This is a genomic window from Actinoplanes subtropicus, from assembly GCF_000721705.1.
Taxonomy (GTDB): domain Bacteria; phylum Actinomycetota; class Actinomycetes; order Mycobacteriales; family Micromonosporaceae; genus Actinoplanes; species Actinoplanes subtropicus.
Genome location: NZ_JOJL01000008.1, coordinates 261,108 through 279,878 on the forward strand (window position 1 = coordinate 261,108; position 18,771 = coordinate 279,878).

The following is an 18,771-nucleotide window of genomic DNA, read 5'->3' on the forward strand; positions in this document are numbered from 1 at the left end:
TGCATGACGTTCACCTTCGAGGACCTGCACCACGTCCAGTTGCTGTGCCCGCCCGGTGGGGAGGGGGAGGCCCGTGCGTTCTACGCGGGGGTGCTCGGCATGACCGAGTTGGCGAAGCCGCCGGTGCTGGCCGCCCGGGGCGGGTGCTGGTTCCGCGGCGGCGGCTGGGAGGTGCACGTCAGCCCGGTGCCGGGCTTCGTGCCGGAACGAAAGGCGCATCCCGGCGTACTCGTGCATGGTCTTGATCTTTTGGCGGCGCGCCTGGAAGCCGCCGGTCACCCGGTCGAGTGGGATCCGCACTTCCCGGGTCACCGGCGGCTCTACGCGCACGACGCGCATGGCAACCGGCTCGAATTCCTGGAAGAGATCAAGGGTTGAAATAGCGGTCGCGGACCAGGCTCTGGAAGGCCTTGAACGCGGGTTTGTCGCCGGTGAGCTGGAACTGCCTGGTCGGTCCGCTGCCGTCCGGGTCGGAGTCGAAGTAGGCGACCGCCTTGATCTGCGGGTTGGCCTTGAAGGTGCGCTCGGCGTCCTTCAGCCAGGCGGCCCGGCGCTGCGACCCCCATGCCTTGGCCACCCCGAACTCGCCGATGATGATCGGCTTGGGGTGGCCGGCCGCGAACCGCAGGAACGGGCCCATGAGCTGGCCGATCGGCTGGAACGTCTCGCCGGCGTAGACGTCCACACAGGTCCAGTCGACCTGGTCGTCGCCCGGGTAGAAGCTCGGCGCGTCGCCCCGGATGAACCCCTCCGCGGTCGGGCACCACACCCAGGAGACGTTGTCCGCGCGCTCCTCCCGGAAGATCCCGCGGACGTACTTCCAGGCGGCGATGTAGTCCTCGGCCGACCACATGGTGGCCCGCAGGTTGGGCCGGTCCATCTCCCAGCGCATCCGCAGCAGCACCGGCCGATGGATCTTCCGGATCGCGACGGCCTGCTTGCGGATCAGGTCGTCGTAGTCGCCGTCCAGGATGGACCGGTTGTCGCCGGTGGCCCAGCTGATCATCAGGGTCGCGCCGTCGGCGAGGAACTCCTGGTCCGAGGCGGTGCCGACCGGCTGCTCGAAGCGGCGGTACGTGTTGATGATGCTCAACCGCCGGCCGAGGTCGTTCTCCAGGCTGTCGACCGCGGCGAGCCGGCCCACGTGGGTCAGCTCCTCCGGCTTGATCCACGCTCCGACCAGCGCGCCCTCGGACGGCGCGCGGACCGGGCCGCTCTCGAACGGCCCGCGATCGAGCGCGATCGCCGCGGGTTTCCCGGACAAGTCGGAGGGCGGCGGCGCCTTGTCCTTTTTGTCCGCGGCGGAGCAGCCGGCCAGCAGCAAAAAACCGATAAAAGCGACGAAACCCCTACGCATGGGTACGCCGAGCCGTGTAGAGCACGTTCACCGCATACCCATCGCTCCCGGGCAGCCGCCGCACCGCCGCATCCGCCACCCGGACCAGCGGATTCCCGTGCCAGCCCGGCGTGATCATCGAGAAGCCGCGGCGCTCGACGATCTCGAAGCCGTGCCGGCCGAGCAGCGACTCCACCTGGTCGTGGGAGAGCTCGGCGAACCAGCGGTCGCCGCGGTGCCGCCGGGCCCGCAGGTGCCGCAGCGAGCCGGCGTTGCCGTGGTTCTCCACCACCAGAACGCCGGACATCGGCTCGGGCAGCGCCTTCGCGGCGAACGCCAGCGCCCGGTCGCGGACCGCCTCGTCCACATTGAGCAGCAGCCGGAACATGGTCACGATCGCCGGGGAGCCGGCCTCGACCGGGGACGGCGCCGGGCCGTCCGCGGCGACCCGGTGCCAGTGCGCGTGCGAGCCGACGTCGGCGGCCTTGACCATCATCGCGGCCGACGTGTCGTACCCGTGCGCCTCCCGGACCAGGCCGTGCAGCGTACGGATGGCCCGCCCGGTGCCGCAGGCGAAGTCGTGCTGCACCGGCGCGCGTGGGCCGAACTCGCGCCGGACCAGCGTGCGCAGGTAGTCGCGTTGCCGTTGGTTGATCTGCGACGCGTAGCTGTCCGGCGCGTACGTGATGGTCTCGTACTTCTCGACCGCCGCGGTGTCCTGGAACACCTTGGTGTAATCCGTGCTCATCTGCTCCTCCGTTGGCTGGTGAACGCCTCCAGCGCGAGCGGGCCGCGGAGCAGCCAGACCCCCGCCAGGAAGGCCGGTACGGCAAGTGCGGGACCGGCCACCGGGCCGGCCAGCAGGGGAAGCGCGCCGAAGCAGGCCAGCGACAGCAGCGCGGCGGCCCGGGTGCCCCGGCCGAAGGGGTGCAGGCGGGCGACCCGGCCGACCTGGATCAGCGGCAGCACGTTGTTCGCGACCATCGCGCCGGCCAGCCCGATCGCCGCGCCGAGCGCCCCGAACCGGGGGATGAGCAGCACGTCCAGCCCGATCGTGACACCCAGCGCGATCAGGACGTTGACCAGGTTCCACGAGGTACGCCCGGCCATCGCGAGGACCATGTCGACCATGCCGCAGCCGGTCGCGACCAGCATCGCGCTCGCCAGGATCACCACCACGGTCCGCCCGGCCGTGTAGCCCGCGCCGAACAGCCGCAGGTAGAGCGGCGCCAACTGGATCACCAGCAGGTTGATCGGCCAGGTCACCAGCACCAGCCAGCCGGTCGCGGTCTGGTAGAGGTGATTGGCCCGCTCGCGGTCGCCGGTGGCCAGCGCCTCGGCCAGCCGCGGCTGCACCGATTGCGAGATGCCCTGGTTGGCGAACTGAATGAGCACGACGAATCGCCCGGCCACCGCGTAGACCGCCGCCGGCGTCAGGCCACCCAGGGCCGCCACCAGCAGCACGTCCACCCGCTGCAGCGCGAGCTGGGCGACGCTGGCGAGCGCGCGCGGCCCGGTGAAGCGCCAGAAATCCCGGCGCATGCCGCGCCGTTCGACCCGGCGGGTGGTCACCCCAGGCGGTTTGCTCGCGAGATAGAGCTTGCGGATGGCGTACGCGGAAAGCACCGTCACCGGCAGGTAGGGGACCGCCCACGCGAACGCGAACATCGGCAGAACCGAGCCGGCCAGCGAGGCGGCCGTCCACAGTGCGGCCACCCCGGCCGCGGCCACCAGCAGCAACTGCAGCGCGCTGCGGAGGATGCGGTCGTAGAGCACGGTCGGGCGCATCGCCCGGTAGCCGCGGGTCGCCGTGAGCAGCGCGTCGGTGAGCGCCTGCAACGGCATGAACAGGGCCAGCACCCGCAGCCCGGCGGTGTGCGTGCCGACCGCGGCCGCCGCCTGGTGCGCGGTGGTGCGGGCGATCGCCGGCGCCGCCAGCCACATGCCGGCCGCCAGCAGCAGCGACATGCCGATCACCGGGGCGAGCCCGGTGCGCAGGCAGGCCCCGAGCAGCTCGGTGCGGCCGGTGGCGCGCAGCCGGGCCGGCCAGTAGACCAGGCCGGTCTGGGTGCCGAGCTTCGCCAGGCCGCCGGCCAGCACGAAGGCGGCGGTGGAGGCGAAGAACGCGCCGGCCTGATCCGGGCCCAGCGAGCGGGCGACGATCCAGGTGACCGCGAAGCCGGTGCCGCCGGCGAGCGCCGAGCCGACCATGTTGGCCAGGCCGCCGCGCGCGACGGCTTTCGTGCCGTTTTTCTCCAATAAATCAGTCATGTGCGGCGCCAGACCGGTGTCCGGCCCAGCCAGCGGGCCAGCGCGTCGTCGTGCGGCTGGTAGTGGCCGGTCAGCTCGCGGCGCAGCCCGGGGTCCATGTCGGCCTGCCGGGGGCGGGCGTTGTGCCGCTCGAACGGCGGCCGTTCCAGGTAGGTGGGCAGGCCCAGGAACGAGCAGACCTCGTCGTACACGTCCTCCGGCTCGGTGAAGAACCGCTCGCTCTCCACCACGTGGATCCGCTCCCGGCCGACGTGCTGCGCCATCACGCTCAGGTAGCGGGCGTACTCGCCGCGCGCCCGGTAGGCGTGATGCTGGTGCGCGAAGCTGTAGTACGACGGGTCGGCGGCCAGCCGCTCCTCCTGCCGGTGCAGCCGGGCCGGTTCGAGGGCGAGCGCCGCGCCGAAGTCCCGCTCGGTCTCGAAGCCGCGGGCCACCTCGTGGTGGTGCTGCGAGTACGCCCGCTCGACCGGGTCACGGACCAGCACCAGCAGCCGGGCGCCGGGCAGGTCGAGGGCGATCCGGGCGGCCGCCTGCGGGTGGTACATGTAGTACGGGCTCGACTCGAAGGTCTGCGCGGCCACGCCGTACCGCTCGCTGACCTTGTCGGCGCTGCGTACCAGCGGGAAATGCGCCTTGTACCAGGCCGGCCCGCGGTCGTACGAGGTGTCGAAGTAGTGCACGCCCTTGTGCAGCACGGCCTTGAGCACGACCGGGTGCGCGGCCAGCGCCCGGTACATCGAGGTCGTCCCGCAGCGCTGGCCGCCGCAGATGAGGAACGACGGGTTCATCCGGCCCGGCGAGGTGAGCCGGCCGTACGACCAGGTGCCCAGGTGCACGACCCGTTTCATCGGGGCCGGCATGTTGCGTACGTCCATCGTGCTCTCCTCAGAGCTCCTCGACCCGGCGGATGAGCACCGGCAGCAGCCACGTGCCGAGGACGCCCAGCCGGGCGCCGGCCTCGGCCTGGCGGTCGGTCAGGTAGCGGGCGGCCAGGTCGACCAGGTACAGCAGCGCGGTCACCTCGCGGCCGGCCGGCGGCACCCCGAACGGCGCCAGCAGCTCGGCGGCCCGGCGCACGGTCCGCTCGACCGCGTCGGTGGCGTCGCCGGTCGCCTGGACCCGCCGCTGGAGCTCGTGGTGCACGGCGTCGAAGCCCATCGGCACGCCGGTGGCGAACCGCTCCCAGTCCCAGACCAGCAGCCCGTCGGCGAGGTTCGCCATGTTCCAGGGCGCCCAGTCGCCGTGCCAGGCCCCGTACCGGAAAAGGGTGTCGCCGGCGCGCTTCACCAGCAGCTCCGCCGCCGAGCCGAGACAAGCCCCCTCGGGCCGGTCGCTCACCGCGGCGAGCCGGCTGCGCAGTTGCTGCCAGTACCCGCTGGAGTCCAGCGGCCCGGTGGTGTAGCCGCAGCAGCCGGCGATGTCGAGCATCGCGCCGACCAGCCGGCGCTGGGTCAGCGGCGCGCGCGGGAACCAGACCGGCAGCGCCGACTGGACCATCACCGCGAGCCCGCGCCACTCGCTCGCGTGCAGCACCCGCGGCACGGTCAGCTTGGTCAGCCCGCTCCCGCCGAGCGTGGTCAGCGCGGCCGTCTCGGCGCGTACCAGGGCGCGGGTGAGCGGGCCGGTGCCGAGCTTGCCGAAGCCGAAGGTGTCCCCCTCCGGGCCGATCAGCTGCAGCACCGGCTTGCGGTTGGCCCGCGCCGGTCCGATGTGGATGCTGACCGACAACTCCCGGCCGAGCTGCTCGCTCAGGTAGCCGTCGATGCTCGCCGAGAACGGGCCGGTGACCCGGACCCGGTCGCGCAGCAGCACCGCGGACGCGCCGGTACGGACCGCGGCGACCACCGCGTCCCGCTTCAGCCGGGCGGCCCGGGACTGCGGCTCGGCGTACCGGCGGACCGCGGCGGCGGCCACCCGGCGGGAGGCGGACGGGACCAGCAGGCGGGGGCGGCGCGCGTCCGGGACGACCAGGTACTCGGCGATCGGGGTGCCGGGCGACCCGTCCGTGCGGCAGGGCCAGGGGTAGAGCAGGTCGAGCACCTCGGTCAGGTACTGGGTACGCAGCGCCGCGTCGCCGGCGGTCAGCTCGGCGGGCGCCGTCCTCACCGGACTCATGTCGGATCCCCCTCGATCGAGTTGCGCCAGAGCAGCGCAACGGCCAGAACCATGAAGGCCAGGGGGGTGACCAGCGAGTTGTACCAGAGCATCGCGGAGAACGAGGTGACCAGCGCGGCACTCCCGGCGACCCCGATCGCGCTGCGATCCCGGCGGAAACGCCACAGGACGTACGTGAAAAAGCCCAGGTAACCGGCCGTGCCAACGATGCCGTGCGAGTAGAGCAGCTGCCACAGCTGGCCGTTCCCACCGACCGTGAAGTTCCCGCAGCGCTCGCAGCTCGACGTCTCGCCGACCGCGATCGACTGCCGGCCGCCGGCGGTGTTCCGGGTGCCGCCGTAGCCGACGATCGGCGAGCCGCCGATGCCGTCCATCGCCCGGTCCACCAGGAACGAGCGGACGCCGTTGGACTTGCCGTTGTCCAGCCGGGCGCTGACCACGCCGCCGAGCGGGGTGGCCATCAGCGCCAAGCCGAGCAGGGCGCCGGTCACCGCGAGCAGTCCAATGATCCACATCTTGCCGGCCAGCACGTACCGGGCGGCGATGTAAACGATCAGGAGACCGAGCCCGATCCAGAGCCCCCGGTTGAGGGAGACCACCGCCGGCAGGATCGAGACCAGCAGGCAGACGATCGCCCAGAATTTGTTGCGGCCCTTGCCGCTCTGCCAAGCCGCGACCACCAGCCAGCCGGCCAGCAGGCAGAAGTTGTTGCCCCAGGTGTTGGTGTACCCCCAGGGCGCGGCCGGGCGCGGCCGGTCCCCGCCGACCAGGTCCATGATCTGCGCGGCGTACGGGTGCACCAGCGACTGCACGAAGCCCTTGCTTCGCACGCTCCCCGGCAGCAGCATCTCGACCGGCGAGGTGAACTGGAAGTGCCCGGCCACCATGCCGAGCAGGCCGCCGGCCACGGTCACCACGAACAGCCAGCCGAGGTACCTGACCAGCCGCCGCTTCGGCAGCTCGGCCTCGGTCAGGTTGCCGGCGTAGAGCAGCAGGACGGTCAGCGACGCGTACATGGTGAGCTTGTAGGCCGCCCCGGGCAGCCGGCCGACGGCGTGCTCGGCGATCGTGCCCGGCGGGTCGACACCCAGCGCGCCGAGGCTCACCACCACCGCGGTCAGAAACAGTGCCCACCACAGGAAACCGGGCGGCAGGCGCAGCGACCGGCCGGCCGCGCGGCGGCGCAGCAGCAGGAACAGCATGGGCACGGCCATCACCGCGAAGATCAGCACGCCGAGCCCGAGCGCCCACCACAGCGGATAGAGCGCCAGGATGCCCGCCACCGGCCAGGCCGGCAGGGTCCGGGTCTTGGGCGCGCCGTGTGCGGGACCGCCGGTCCGTCCGGGTGCGGCGGCCGTGGCGGCCGGCGTCACTTGCCGTCGCCGTCCTTGACCATCCCGGACATGTCGATCACCGCGGTGATCTCGTCGGCCGCGTCCGCCGTGCGCGGGCGCACCTGCGGCTTCTCCGCGGTCTTCTCGGCCGCGGCGGTCGCCACCGCCTTGGCGGCCTTGGCCTTCTCCGCCGCCGACATGGTGTTGGTCGGGAAGCGCATCGGCTGGGTCAGGTCGGAGTCCGCGACCGGTCCGTCCAGCCGGACCGCCTTGCTCTCCTTCTCGGTGGCCGGCAGGGTGACCGCCGGGCCGTTCGGCTCGCCGCCGCGCAGGTTGGCGAGCCGGGGGAGGACCACGGCGCCCAGCAGCGGGGTGCCGACCCGCTGCAACTGCTCGGCCGCGTCCAGCAGGGCGGGCCGGCGCGACTTGCGCAGCTCGACCGCGAGCAGGGCGGCGTCGGCCAGGCTGGCCAGCCCCTGCGCGTCGGCGCTGCTGCTGGTCGAGGGCGCCTCGATCACCACGTAGCCGCCCTGCCGGCGCAGCGCCTCCAGGGTGTCCTTGAGCCGCTGCGACTGCATCAGGCCGGCCGCGGTGGCCGCGCCGCCCGTGGTGATCACCCGCAGCGACGGGATGCGCGGGGTGCGCTGCAGCGCCCGGGCCAGGCCGACCCGCCCGGCCAGCAGGTCGGAGAGGCCCGGCACGGCCGAGACGCCGAGCATCCGGGCCAGCGGCGCCACGTCCACCACGCTGTCCGGCAGGTGGGCGCCGATCAGAACCACATCGCTTCCGGTACGGGCGAGCGCGGCCGCCAGGTTCGCGGCCACCAGCGTCGCGGCCGACCCGCGGCTCGTCCCGGTCACCACGATCACCTGGTCGCTCGGGCTCAGCGTCGCCAGGATCTCGTTGCGCAGCCGGTTGAAGACCCGGCCACCGGCCCCGTACGGCTGGAGCACGTCGTCGAAGTGCGGGGTGGTGCGCTCGTCCAGGGCGGCCAGCACGTGCACCTGGCCGCGGTCGCGCACGTCGGCGGCCGAGCGCAGCCGCCGGTCGAACCGCTCCCGCAGGAACGCCAGCGCCACCCCGAGCAGCAGCCCGGCCATGCCGCCGGTGGCCAGGTTGACCATCGGGTTCGGGCTGGTCGGGGTGTCCGGCAGACGGGCGTCGCTGATGATGTCGCCGGCGCCGACCGTGGTCGTGGTCAGCTCGTTCAGCCGGCCGGTCAGCCCGTTCAGCTGGTTCTGCGAGTTGCTCCGCAGGCTCATCAGGTTGCTCTGGTCCGGGCTGCCCTTGGCCGCGTTGGCCAGCCGGCTGTTGATCCCGGAGAGCGTGCTGGTGAGCTGCTGGACCTTCGCGGTCAGCGTCTTGATCTGCTGGTTCAGCGCGCTCTGCGCGGTGTCCTGCCGGTTCTGCAGGTACGCCTCGGCGAACGCGTGCGCCCCCGACTGCGCGTCCTGCGGCGTGCCGGCCTGGAAGGTGACCACCAGCACGGTGGTGTTGGCCGGCACCTCGACCGAGACGTCCTTGGCCAGGTCGATCGGCGAGCGCGTGGTCCGCAGCAGCTTCGCCGCGCCGGTGGCGACCGCGCCCGAGCGCACCAGCTGCGCCTCGGTGTCCAGGTTGACCGCGCCCTTGGTGCGGCCGCCCTGCGCGTTGGTGTCCTGGTCGAGCGCCTGCACCAGGACCGAGGCCGACGACTCGTACGTCTTGGGCAGCGCCCTGGTCAGCGCGACGCCCGCCCCGAGACCCGCGCCCGTCGCGATCAGCGCGATCCACCAGTGACGGCGGAAAACGCCGAGATAGTGCGAGACGTCGGCGGGGCGAGAGGCTTCCATCGGTCGGCGGCCCTTTCGGGGGTGGAGTGAGTTCGGGCGTTTTGCCCCCAGGGGCTAAACGGCTGACTCCCGCCTAACGTGATGGCTCTACGTCAGTTTCGGCTCCACCCAGCCGTTCTCGACGAGGTAGGCGAGCACGAGCTCGATCGCCTCCGGCACGGTGATGGTGGTGGTGTCGATGGTCAGCTCGGCGTTCGCCGGCTCCTCGTACGGGTCGTCGATGCCGGTCATGCCGCGCAGCTGGCCGGCCCGCGCCCGGGCGTACAGGCCCTTGCGGTCGCGCTGCTCACAGACCTCGAGCGGGGTGTTCACGTGGACCAGGACGAAGCCGGCGCCGGCGTCCTGGGCCATCCCGCGCACGGCGGCGCGGGCCGACTCGTAGGGCGCGATCGGGCAGGCCACCGCCATGCCCCGATGCCGGCCCACCTCCGCCGCGACCCAGCCGATCCGGCGTACGTTGCGGTCCCGGTCTGCTTTCGAGAAGCCCAGCCCCGCGGAGAGCTCGCGCCGGACCACATCCCCGTCCAGCAGGGTGATCGTGCGCTCGCCGGACTCGCGCAGCGAGTCGGCCAGACCCCGGGCGATGGTCGACTTGCCCGAGCCGGAGAAGCCGGTGAAGAACACCACCAGACCGCGGTGCCGGCGCGGCGGACGGGCCCGGGTCAGCTCCTTGGCCACCGCGGGCGGGGTGTGCCACTCGGGCAGCGGGAAGCCGCGGTCCAGCACGTCGTTGATCTCGGCGGCGGTCATCGCGAGCCGGCGGTTGCGCGGCGGGATGTCGTCCCGCCAGCGCCACTGGCCGTCCCGGTTGTCGTAGGCGAGCTCGCGCGGCACCAGCACCCGCAGGCCCCCGCCGGAGAGCATCTCGCCGGTGGAGAGCACATGCGTGACGCCGTACGCCCCGGCCACCCGCGCCCGCAGCAACGCGTCGCGCATCTCGTCGCCGCGGTTGAGCAGCGGGACCGCGACGATCGTGGCCGGTGGCATCCGGTCGCGGGCCGAGAAGATCGCCCGGACCAGCGCCTCGGGCGGCAGCCCGTCCGGCCCCGGGCCGGTCACCGGGATGAGGATCAGCAGGTGGGCGGCGAGGGTACGGGCCGCGTGCGCGATCTGGGCCAGCTGCGGGCGGTGCAGCGGCCGGTCGGCGATCACGCCGAGCACCCGGCCGGGTGGCAGCAGGGCCCGGACCTCGGCCGGGGTGCGCCGCAGCCGCTGGAACGGGCCGTGGCCGCCGTCGCCCATCCGGCGGACCGTGCCGCCCACGCCGTACGTCCGCTCGCCGGTCGACCAGGCGTCGGTGACCTCGAGCGCGGCCACCGGCGCGCCCTCCGGGTCGGTCAGGATGATCGTGCGGTGCAGCGGGTCCTCGAGCACCAGGTCGCTCGCCAGCTCGGCGGGCACCTCGAGGGTGACCGGGACGGGCCACTGCGTGCCGTCGGCGAGCCGGCCGCGGCGCCGCAGCGAGTTCAGATCGGCGCGGCCCAGGAACCCGGTGAGCGGCGCATACGCGCCGGAGAGCAGCAGTTCGAGGTCCGCGAGCTCGTGCGCGTGCGGCGTGTATGACGGGGCGTCGCGCAACACGTCCTCGGGAAGCACCGAACCACTCACCTTCGCATCCCCCTGCGGCCGATTAGGGGACAGTTTCGCAGCCCGCCGGATCGTGGTCGAGACGGGTCTCCACTCACCCATTTTGTCCGATTATTCCGCGTCAGATGTTGGACAAATCGGATCTTCATCACAATACTGGCACCTCGTGAGTCGACGCCCGCGCCGCTTCCGGCTTGTCCACCTCGCCGCCGTACCGGCGGCCTTCGTCCTCTCCGTCGTGACCACGCTCGCCTGGGCCTGGACCGGCGGGGTCGATCAGCTGGGCCTGCCGCTCGGTGCGGTGGGCGATCCGACCGTTTCGCTGCCCGTGCTCGCCACGCCGGAGCGGCCCGTCCTCAGCGGCCGGCTGCCCGCCTTCACGACTCGCCCGTCGCCGCCGGCGTCCCCTCCCCCTACCCCGGCAAGCACCCGAGTCACCGCCGACGCGGCCTATACCGCGCCGCCGCCTCCGGCCTCTCGGCAGGCCCCTTGTCGCACCGGGCGGAAGCTGATCCCGACCTGCGGCATCCTCTGGGGGGTCGCGCCGGGCGCACACACCGCGAGCCGCGGCGCGTACGCGCTCGCCGTGTTCGAGCGCAAGACCGGGCGTACGCAGGCGATCTTCCACGCGTACCACGGCGGGATCCGGCAGTTGTTCCCGACGCCGCAGGAGATCGCGATCGCCCGCCAGCCCGGCCGGCACCGCATCCTGTTCCTCAACTGGAAGCCGGAGGCGGCCTCCTGGGCGGCGATCGCCCGCGGCGACCGGCGCACCGACGCGTTCCTCGACCGGCTCGCCGCGCACATCCGGCAGACCTTCCCCGAGCAGTTCTTCCTCGCCATCCACCACGAGGGCGAGAACGACGTACGGCCGCGGGCCGGTTCCGGCTACACCGCCCGGGACTACGCCGCGATGTACCGGCACGTGGTCAAGCGGCTGCGGGCGCACGGCGTGACCAACATGGTGACGGTGCTGGTGCACATGACGTACGTGCCGCACGCGACGCAGAGCTGGTTCAACCAGATGTATCCCGGCGACGACGTGGTCGACTGGATCGGCTTCGACACGTACGCGTACAGCGACCCCGGCTACGGCCACGGCGACTTCACCGAGGTCGTCAACCGCAAGATCGAGGGCGCCGGCAAGCACAGCTGGCCCGGCTTCTACACCTGGGCGGTCACCCGCCACCCTGGCAAGCCCATCATGATCGCCGAGTGGGGCGTCTGGTCCTCCAACCGCAACCGGGCGTACAAAGTGGACTTCTACCGGCAGCTGGGCTCGGAGATCCGCCGCTTCCCGAAGATCCGGGCGATGGTCCAGTTCGAGACGCCGCACAACCAGAAGGGCCAGGACTCCTCGGTGGACAGTACGCCCGCGGCCCTGCAGGCGTACCGGAACCTGGGCAAGCTCCCGATCTTCCAGGTGGCCGTCACGTCGTAGGCTGCGCTCATGTCTTTGCTCGTCGCCGCCGGCGCCCTCGTCCGGGACGCCGGCGGCCGCGTGTTCCTGGTCAAGCCGCACTACAAGCCGGAGTGGGACATCCCCGGTGGCATAGTGGAGCCGGGCGAGACGCCGTCCGAGGCGTGCGCCCGCGAGGTGGCCGAGGAACTGGGCCTGACCATCACGGTCGGCCCGGCCCTGGTGGTCGACTGGGCCCCCGACCCCGACCGCCTCCTGTTCGTCTTCGACGCGGTGCCGCTCACCGAGGCCGACCTCGCGAAAATCCACTTCGCCGACGGCGAGATCACCGCTTGGGAGTACGTCGCACCGGCCGACCTGGACAGCTACGTGGCGCCCGGCTTGGCCCGCCGCTTGCGAGCCGCCCGGCCGGGCGAGACCCGCTACCTCAATCACGGCACCCCATCGCGCTGACGCGGTGGCGCTGGGCGGGTCGCACGATGAGTGCGTGGTGGTGCGGTCGTTGCCTGATGTGGTCATGGGTGGGCCGAGGGCCTCCGTGGCGGGCGGAGACCCTCGGCCGGCTGAAGCGGTGGCGTGGTCGGGACTAGCTGGTCTCGCCGGCCATGCTGAACGAGCCCAGGCGGTTGATGGCGTAGATCGTGCCGCCGATCGCGAAGATCGCGCTCATCACGATGGCGACCGTCAGGTTCACCTTGCCGGGGAGGATGTCGGTCGGGGCGATCTTGTCGGCGATCGCGATGACGTACTGCTCGATGGAGAGAACCCTCGTGCCGCTCACGAACCGGCCCAGCAGGCCCTCCCACACCAGGATGTAGACCAGCCCGAGCAGCACCGGCCGCCGGGTCAGCAGGCTCAGCAGCAGGAACAGCGCGGAGTACGCCACCGCGCCGACCACCGCCGCGACCGCCAGGGCCAGGCCGAAGTGGACGTTGTCGGCCAGGACGCCGGTCACGAACAGCGGCACCGCCGAGACCACCGCCGAGACGCCCGCCGCGACCAGCAGCTTGGCCAGGATGATGTCGCGCCGGGGGAGCGGCTTGGTGAGGATGTGGATGATCGTGCCGTCGTCGACCTCGGAGCCGAGCACCCCGGTGCCGACGATCAGGCTGGTCACCGGCAGGACCACGGCGAAGCCGAGGCCGACGATCACCGCCTGGCCCCACTGGTTGGGGTCGACGCCGTACGCGTGGCAGAGCAGCGCCAAGCCGGCCAGCAGGAGCGGCAGCGGCAGCAGCAGGAGCACCCGGCGGCGGCCGAACAGGCCGCGGGCGGTGATGTAGGCGACCGTGGACATCATGCCTCCAGCAGGTAGGAGAAGACGCTCTCCAGCGACTCGTCGGACGGCAACAGGCGCCGCAGCCGGATGCCCGCGCCGAGGGCGATGCGCGGCAGCGCGCGAGTGAAGCTGCCGTAGTCGGAGGCTCGTACGGTCAGGCCGCCCGGCTCGATCTCGACGCCGCTCACCGATTTCTCGCCGATCAGCGCGACCGCGAGCCGCCGGTCGTCCGAGCTCTGCACCGCGAACACGTGCGGCCGGTTGGTCATCAGCCGGCGGATCCGGCGGTAGTCGCCGGAGGCCGCGAGCCGGCCCGCCACGATCACCTGGACCAGGCCGGACAACTGCTCGACCTCTTCCAGGATGTGCGAGCTGAACAGGATGGTGTGGCCCTGGTCGCCGAGGCGGTGCAGCAGGTCCATCATGTGCATCCGCTGCCGCGGGTCCATGCCGTTGAACGGCTCGTCGAGCAGCAGCACCTGCGGCTCGTGCACGAGCGCGCCGGCCACCCGGGTGCGCTGCCGCATGCCTTTCGAGAAGGTCTCGATCCGGCGGTCCTGCGCGTCGGTCATCTCGACCATCTCCAGCGCCCGGGCCGCGGCGGCCGCCGGGTCGGGCAGCTTCTGCATCTTCGCGCAGGCGGTCACGAACTCGCGGGCGGTGAGGAAGCCGTGCACCGCCTCCCGCTCGGCGACCAGGCCGAGCGCGCGGTAGATCGACGGGTTGCGCCAGGTCGGCTTGCCGTCGATCGTGACGGTGCCCTTGGAGGGGGAGAGGAAGCCGGCCATCATGTGCAGCACCGTGGTCTTGCCGGCGCCGTTCGGGCCGAGCAGGCCGGTCACCCCGGGCTGCAGGGTCATGCTGATGTCGTTGACCGCCACCACGTTGCCGTACCAGCGGGAGACGTTCTGCAACTCGACGACGCTCACAGCGAGGCCACCTTCCGGTACCGGGCCAACAGCAGCAGCAGGCAGGCGGCGATCAGACAGAACGCCTCGATCCCGTAGATCGGGCCGAAGTCGCCGATGTCCAGGCCCAGGTCGGTGCGGTTGCGCAGCCAGATCTCCACGCCGTTGACCAGCGCGATCGGGCTCGCCAGCCCGGCCAGGTGGTGGGCGGTCTCCGAGGGCAGCGAGCTGAGCACGCCGACCACCGGCGCGGTCATCAGGAACACCGCGACGATGCCGCCGGCCGCGAACGCGCGCTTGCCGGTGAGCGAGGCGACCAGCAGGCTGATGCTCGTGAAGATCAGCGCCCAGAGCAGGCTGTAGCCCCAGCCGGGGATGAGCAGCCCGAGTTCGTGCCAGACTCCCTTCATGCCGGTCTTGGTGGTGAAGGCCCCGGTCAGGAACATCACGAATTGGGGTACGCCGAGCAGCAGCCAGACCGCGGTGACCAGCGCGGCCACCTTCGCCATCACGTAGTCGGCGGCGCGCAGCGGGCGGCTGAAGTACAGCGGCAGCACGCCTGAGCGAATGTCCCGGGAGACCAGCTCCGGCGCCACGATCGCGACGAAGAAGATGACCAGCAGGCTCATCGTGTTGGCGAACTCGTAGTAGTCGAAGAGCCAGCGACCGATCTGCGAGCGTACGCCCGCATTGATCACCGCGACGAGCAGGACGATGCCGGCCACGCCCCACGGGAAGATCTTGGATTTCGCGCTGCGGCCCAGGCCGAACGCCGACCGCAGGCCGTGCGTGTAGAGCGCGCCCAGCAGCGCGGCCCGGCCCAGGCGCGGGCCCTGATACCGCTGGTATCCGATGTCATGGATGACGCCGGCCTCAGACATCGACGGTCTCCTTCACGGTGAAGAGCTCGGCGACGCGGTGACGCCGCTGGTCCAGGCGGTGCAGCGGAAGGTCCAGCTCGGCGACGGCCTGCAGGATCCGGTCGTACGCCGCATCCGAGTCGAGCGGCACCAGGAGCAGCCGGCCGTCGGGGGTGACCTCGAACCCGAGGTCACGCAGCCGGGCGGCGAGCTCGTCGGTGCCCTCGCTGACCTCGACGGCGAGCACGTCGGACGCCGCGGTCATCGACGAGATGCGGTCGGCGCGCAGCAGGCGGCCGCCCTCGATCGCGATGAGCGAGTCGCAGATCCGCTCGACCTCGCCGAGCAGGTGCGAGCAGACCACCACGGAGATGCCGAACTCGTTGCCGATCCGGTGCACCAGGGTCAGCATCGCGTCCCGGCCGGCCGGGTCGAGGCCGTTGGTCGGCTCGTCGAGCAGCAGCAGGTCGGGATCGTGCACGAGCGCCTGGGCCAGCTTGACCCGCTGCTTCATGCCGGTCGAGTAGCCGCCGATCTGCCGGTACCGCTCCTCGTAGAGCCCGACGTGGCGCAGCGCCTCGGAGGCCCGCTCGCGCGCCGCGACCTTGGGCAGCCCGCTGAGCCGGCCCACGTGGGTGACGAACTCGGAGGCCGAGACATCCGGCGGAAGGCAGTCGTTCTCCGGCATGTAGCCGACCCGGGCCCGCACCTTGTCGGTCTCGGCGATCGGGTCGAGGTCGAACACGCGCACACCGCCCGAGCTGGGGGCGATGAGCCCCAGCATGATTTTGATGAAGGTGCTCTTGCCGGCGCCGTTCGCCCCGACGAGCCCGATGACGCCCTCGTCGACCTCGACGGTGAGGTCGGACAGGGCCGTCACCCCGCCGCCGTAGGTCTTGGTCAGCGCCTGAGTCGCGATGATGGTCACGGGCCCAGCCTAGGAAGTTCACGCACCTGTGCGGATCCGGAGGATCCCTGAGGACCCTCTCGGGGTTCCTCAGCCCGCTCTCAGCTTTCTCAGCCGGTGTTGCGCATGCCGGCGGCGATGCCGTTCACCGAGGTGAGCAGGGCCCGCTCCAGCGCGGTCGAATCGGACGGCGCCCGCCGCGCGCCCGGCGCGGTGGCCGGCTGCCGCTCGGCCTCGCCCAGCTCGCGGTACTGCCGCAGCAGCGCCACCTGCAGGTGGTGCAGCGGCAGCAGGTAGGTGTCGCGCACCCCGAGCGTCCGCTTGAGCTCCGGCTGCGAGGCGAGCAAGTCCGTCCCGCCGGTGATCGCCAGGACCTCGCGGACGGTCAGCTCGTACTCCGCCACGATCTTCTCGAAGATCGGGTGCAGCTCGGCCGGCACCAGCGTCTCGACGTACCGGCGGGCGATCTCCAGGTCGGTCTTGTTCAGCATCATCTCGACGTTCGACAGGAACGTCTTGAAGAACTGCCAGCTGGAGTACATCTCGCGCAGCGCCTCGGTGTGCCCGGCCGCGCGCGCCGCGGCGAGCCCGGAGCCCACGCCGAACCAGCCCGGCACGATCTGCCGCGTCTGGGTCCAGCCGAACACCCACGGGATCGCCCGCAGCCCGCCCAGCCCGGCGTCGGCGTTCGGCCGCTTGGCCGGCCGCGAGCCGATGTTGAGCTGGCCGAGCAGCTCGGTCGGGGTGGCCGCCCAGAAGTAGGCCGGCAGGTCCGGGTTTTCCACCAGCGACCGGTACGCCGCGAAGGCCGCGTCCGAGGCCGTGTCCATCGTCGCGTCCCAGCGCTCGAGGTGCCGCGAGTCGACCGACGGAGTGGTGTGCAGCAGCGTCGCCTGCAGCACCGCGGCCACGGTGAGCTCGAGGTTCTCCCGGGCCAGGGCGGGCAGCGTGTACTTGTCCGAGATGACCTCGCCCTGCTCGGTCACCTTGATCGCGCCGTCCAGCGTGCCGTACGGCTGGGCCAGGATCGCCTCGTGGGTGGGGCCGCCGCCGCGCCCGACCGTCCCGCCGCGGCCGTGGAAGAGGCGCAGGCGTACGCCGTGCCGGGCCGCCACGTCCCGCAGCGAGCGCTGCGCCTTGTGGATCCGCCACTGGCTGGTGGTGATCCCGGCCTCCTTGTTGGAGTCCGAGTAGCCCAGCATGACCTCCTGCACGTCGCCGCGGGCCCGCACGATCTCCCGGTAGGCCGGCAGCGACAGCATCTCGTCCAGCAGGTCGCCGCCCGCGTCCAGCTCGGCCGGCGTCTCCAGCAGCGGCACGATGTTCACCCGCGCGCGGCCGGTGTGGATGTCGACCAGGCCGGCCTCGCGGGCCAGCACCGCGGCGGCGAGCACGTCGTCGACGCCGAGGGTCATCGAGATGATGTACGTCTCGATGACGTCCATCCCGAACCGGTCCTGCACCTCCCGGATCGTGTTGAACACGTCGAAGGTCTTGCGCGCCGAGTCGGTGAGCGGGGTGTCGGCGCTGGCCAGCGGCCGCCGCCCGGTCAGCTCGGTGGCCAGCAGCTTGGTCCGGTCGGGCCGGTCCAGCGCGGCGTAGTCCTCGACCTCGCCGACCTGGGCGTACATCTGCTGGAGCACTTCGTGGTGTTTCTCGGCATGCTCGCGTACGTCGAGGGTGGCCAGCTGCAGGCCGAAGGCGGAGACCGTCCGGATCGCCGAGGCCACCACGCCGACGGCGGTGAGCTGGCCGGAGTTGCGGGCCAGCGAGGCGCGGATCAGCTCGAGGTCGCTGATCAGCTCGTCGTTGCCGAGGTAGTCGCGGCCCGGCACGTGCGGGGTGCCGGCGCCCAGCCGCTTGCGGGTGTTCGCCAGCTTCGCCTTGATCGCCCGGACCTTCAGCCGGTACGGCTCCTCGGCGTTGGTCTTGCGGAACCGGGGCGCCACCTCGGGCAGGTTGTCCAGGTCCTTGGCGAGCGAGGCGGACAGGTCGAGGGAGACCCCGCGCAGCCGCCGGGAGACCGACAGCTCGTCGATCAGCCGGTCCATCGCCCGCTCGGTGGCCTGGATGCCCTGCTCGTGCTGGATCATCAGGACGTCGCGGGTCACCTTCGGGGTGACGAACGGGTTGCCGTCCCGGTCGCCGCCGATCCACGAGCCGAAGGTCAGCGGGCGGGCCGTGGGCGCGGTCTCCACGCCCAGGTTGCGCAGCGTCTCGGCGAGGTCGGTGAGCACCTGCGGGGCGGCCTCGGCGTACAGGTCGCGCAGGTAGTAGACGGCGTTGCGGGCCTCGTCGGTCGGGTCCGGCCGGTCCAGCCGCAGCTCGTCGGTCTGCCAGAGCAGGTCGATCAGCTCGGCGAACCGGCGGGTCGAGGCGGTGGTGTCCGAGGCGCCGTAGAGCACCTGGGCGGCGGCCTCGTTGTCCAGCTCGTCGGCGACCTGGCGCAGCTTGGAGAGGATCGAGCGGCGGGCCGCCTCGGTCGGGTGCGCGGTGAAGACCGGGCGCACCGCGAGCCGGCGGGCGGCCGCGGCGACCTCGTCGGCCGGCACGCCGCGCTCGGCGATCCGCTTGGCCGCCTGGTCCAGCCAGCCGCCGTCGCGGGCCCGGCGCCGGCGCAGGTCACGGGCGCGGTGCACCTGCTCGGTGATGTTCGCGAGGTGGAAGTAGGTGGAGAACGCCCGGGCCAGCTTGGTGCCCGTGGTGACGTCCATCGCCGCGAGGCGCTCGGCGGCCGCCGGCGCGTCCTGCCGGACCAGGGCCCGGACCTCCTCGACCAGGTCGAGCAGGGGCCGGCCCTCCTGACGGGCCAGAGTCTGACCCAGCAACGTGCCGATGCGGCGGATGTCGGCGCGCAGTGCGGCGTCCGGCCCGTCGGGATCGAGGTGGCCGTGCTGGTCGGTCATCGGGGAGCTCCTTAAG

At 72.1% G+C, this 18,771-nt stretch carries 16 protein-coding genes; 3 read left to right on the forward strand and 13 right to left on the reverse strand.

The genetic code is table 11. The annotated features are described in order from the left end of the window. The first annotated feature begins 3 nt into the window (after positions 1-3). Entirely contained in the window at positions 4-378 is a 375-nt protein-coding gene (locus IH26_RS0114095) for a VOC family protein (RefSeq protein ID WP_030436622.1), read from the forward strand. On the opposite strand, the gene IH26_RS0114100 is transcribed toward IH26_RS0114095, so the two are convergent. The 8 genes from IH26_RS0114100 to cysC form a co-directional block, all read right to left on the reverse strand. Then, positions 368-1,357 carry a glycoside hydrolase family 26 protein gene (locus IH26_RS0114100; RefSeq protein ID WP_030436623.1) on the reverse strand — a complete coding sequence of 330 codons (990 nt, stop codon included), beginning with the start codon at positions 1,355-1,357 and terminating at the stop codon, positions 368-370. The genes IH26_RS0114095 and IH26_RS0114100 overlap by 11 nt on opposite strands. After that, entirely contained in the window at positions 1,350-2,084 is a 735-nt protein-coding gene (locus IH26_RS0114105; protein ID WP_030436624.1) for a class I SAM-dependent methyltransferase, read from the reverse strand. The genes IH26_RS0114100 and IH26_RS0114105 overlap by 8 nt, the downstream gene beginning before the upstream one ends. Beyond that, positions 2,081-3,607 carry a lipopolysaccharide biosynthesis protein gene (locus IH26_RS0114110; protein WP_030436625.1) on the reverse strand — a complete coding sequence of 509 codons (1,527 nt, stop codon included), beginning with the start codon at positions 3,605-3,607 and terminating at the stop codon, positions 2,081-2,083. The genes IH26_RS0114105 and IH26_RS0114110 overlap by 4 nt, the downstream gene beginning before the upstream one ends. Continuing rightward, the gene (locus IH26_RS0114115; RefSeq protein WP_030436626.1) at positions 3,604-4,482 is read right to left on the reverse strand and encodes a sulfotransferase domain-containing protein; all 879 of its coding nucleotides are present in this window, start codon (positions 4,480-4,482) and stop codon (positions 3,604-3,606) included. Before IH26_RS0114115 ends, IH26_RS0114110 begins: the two co-directional genes overlap by 4 nt. A 10-nt stretch (positions 4,483-4,492) precedes the next feature. Continuing rightward, entirely contained in the window at positions 4,493-5,722 is a 1,230-nt protein-coding gene (locus tag IH26_RS0114120) for a hypothetical protein (protein ID WP_030436627.1), read from the reverse strand. Then, complete coding sequence (locus tag IH26_RS0114125) at positions 5,719-7,095, reverse strand: O-antigen ligase family protein (protein WP_030436628.1); 1,377 nt, start codon at positions 7,093-7,095, stop codon at positions 5,719-5,721. The genes IH26_RS0114120 and IH26_RS0114125 overlap by 4 nt, the downstream gene beginning before the upstream one ends. Then, positions 7,092-8,888, reverse strand: coding sequence for a Wzz/FepE/Etk N-terminal domain-containing protein (locus IH26_RS0114130; protein WP_030436629.1), 1,797 nt, complete (start codon positions 8,886-8,888; stop codon positions 7,092-7,094). Before IH26_RS0114130 ends, IH26_RS0114125 begins: the two co-directional genes overlap by 4 nt. A gap of 87 nt (positions 8,889-8,975) precedes the next feature. Beyond that, positions 8,976-10,496, reverse strand: coding sequence for an adenylyl-sulfate kinase (cysC, locus tag IH26_RS0114135; RefSeq protein WP_030436630.1), 1,521 nt, complete (start codon positions 10,494-10,496; stop codon positions 8,976-8,978). Positions 10,497-10,641: 145 nt separating this feature from the next. On the opposite strand from cysC, the gene IH26_RS0114140 reads away from it, so the two are divergent. After that, positions 10,642-11,916, forward strand: a complete 1,275-nt coding sequence (locus IH26_RS0114140; RefSeq protein WP_030436631.1) for a glycosyl hydrolase — start codon at positions 10,642-10,644, stop codon at positions 11,914-11,916. A 9-nt stretch (positions 11,917-11,925) separates the two neighbouring features. Then, a complete protein-coding gene (locus IH26_RS0114145) occupies positions 11,926-12,348 on the forward strand; it encodes an NUDIX domain-containing protein (protein ID WP_030436632.1) in 423 nt (140 codons plus the stop codon). Positions 12,349-12,481: 133 nt separating this feature from the next. On the opposite strand, the gene IH26_RS0114150 is transcribed toward IH26_RS0114145, so the two are convergent. The 5 genes from IH26_RS0114150 to ppc form a co-directional block, all read right to left on the reverse strand. After that, on the reverse strand, positions 12,482-13,192 hold the full coding sequence (locus IH26_RS0114150; protein WP_030436633.1) for an ABC transporter permease: 711 nt from the start codon (positions 13,190-13,192) through the stop codon (positions 12,482-12,484). Beyond that, the gene (locus tag IH26_RS0114155; RefSeq protein ID WP_030436634.1) at positions 13,192-14,103 is read right to left on the reverse strand and encodes an ABC transporter ATP-binding protein; all 912 of its coding nucleotides are present in this window, start codon (positions 14,101-14,103) and stop codon (positions 13,192-13,194) included. Before IH26_RS0114155 ends, IH26_RS0114150 begins: the two co-directional genes overlap by 1 nt. Next, positions 14,100-14,963: an ABC transporter permease subunit gene (locus tag IH26_RS0114160; protein WP_030436635.1), complete on the reverse strand. Its 864-nt coding sequence runs from the start codon at positions 14,961-14,963 to the stop codon at positions 14,100-14,102. Before IH26_RS0114160 ends, IH26_RS0114155 begins: the two co-directional genes overlap by 4 nt. After that, a complete protein-coding gene (locus IH26_RS0114165; RefSeq protein ID WP_030436636.1) occupies positions 14,956-15,870 on the reverse strand; it encodes an ABC transporter ATP-binding protein in 915 nt (304 codons plus the stop codon). Before IH26_RS0114165 ends, IH26_RS0114160 begins: the two co-directional genes overlap by 8 nt. Before the next feature lie 89 nt (positions 15,871-15,959). Next, entirely contained in the window at positions 15,960-18,755 is a 2,796-nt protein-coding gene (ppc, locus tag IH26_RS0114170) for a phosphoenolpyruvate carboxylase (RefSeq protein WP_030436637.1), read from the reverse strand. Positions 18,756-18,771: the final 16 nt, after the last annotated feature.

Excerpts from the sequence above, each read along its gene's own strand:
- IH26_RS0114105 (WP_030436624.1), bottom strand. The coding sequence starts at position 2,084 with ATGAGCACGGATTACACCAAGGTGTTCCAGGACACCGCGGCGGTCGAG.
- IH26_RS0114110 (WP_030436625.1), bottom strand. The coding sequence starts at position 3,607 with ATGACTGATTTATTGGAGAAAAACGGCACGAAAGCCGTCGCGCGCGGC.
- IH26_RS0114130 (WP_030436629.1), bottom strand. The coding sequence starts at position 8,888 with ATGGAAGCCTCTCGCCCCGCCGACGTCTCGCACTATCTCGGCGTTTTC.
- IH26_RS0114100 (WP_030436623.1), bottom strand. The coding sequence starts at position 1,357 with ATGCGTAGGGGTTTCGTCGCTTTTATCGGTTTTTTGCTGCTGGCCGGC.
- IH26_RS0114095 (WP_030436622.1), top strand. The coding sequence starts at position 4 with ATGACGTTCACCTTCGAGGACCTGCACCACGTCCAGTTGCTGTGCCCG.
- IH26_RS0114120 (WP_030436627.1), bottom strand. The coding sequence starts at position 5,722 with ATGAGTCCGGTGAGGACGGCGCCCGCCGAGCTGACCGCCGGCGACGCG.
- IH26_RS0114115 (WP_030436626.1), bottom strand. The coding sequence starts at position 4,482 with ATGGACGTACGCAACATGCCGGCCCCGATGAAACGGGTCGTGCACCTG.
- IH26_RS0114145 (WP_030436632.1), top strand. The coding sequence starts at position 11,926 with ATGTCTTTGCTCGTCGCCGCCGGCGCCCTCGTCCGGGACGCCGGCGGC.
- ppc (WP_030436637.1), bottom strand. The coding sequence starts at position 18,755 with ATGACCGACCAGCACGGCCACCTCGATCCCGACGGGCCGGACGCCGCA.
- IH26_RS0114160 (WP_030436635.1), bottom strand. The coding sequence starts at position 14,963 with ATGTCTGAGGCCGGCGTCATCCATGACATCGGATACCAGCGGTATCAG.
- IH26_RS0114150 (WP_030436633.1), bottom strand. The coding sequence starts at position 13,192 with ATGTCCACGGTCGCCTACATCACCGCCCGCGGCCTGTTCGGCCGCCGC.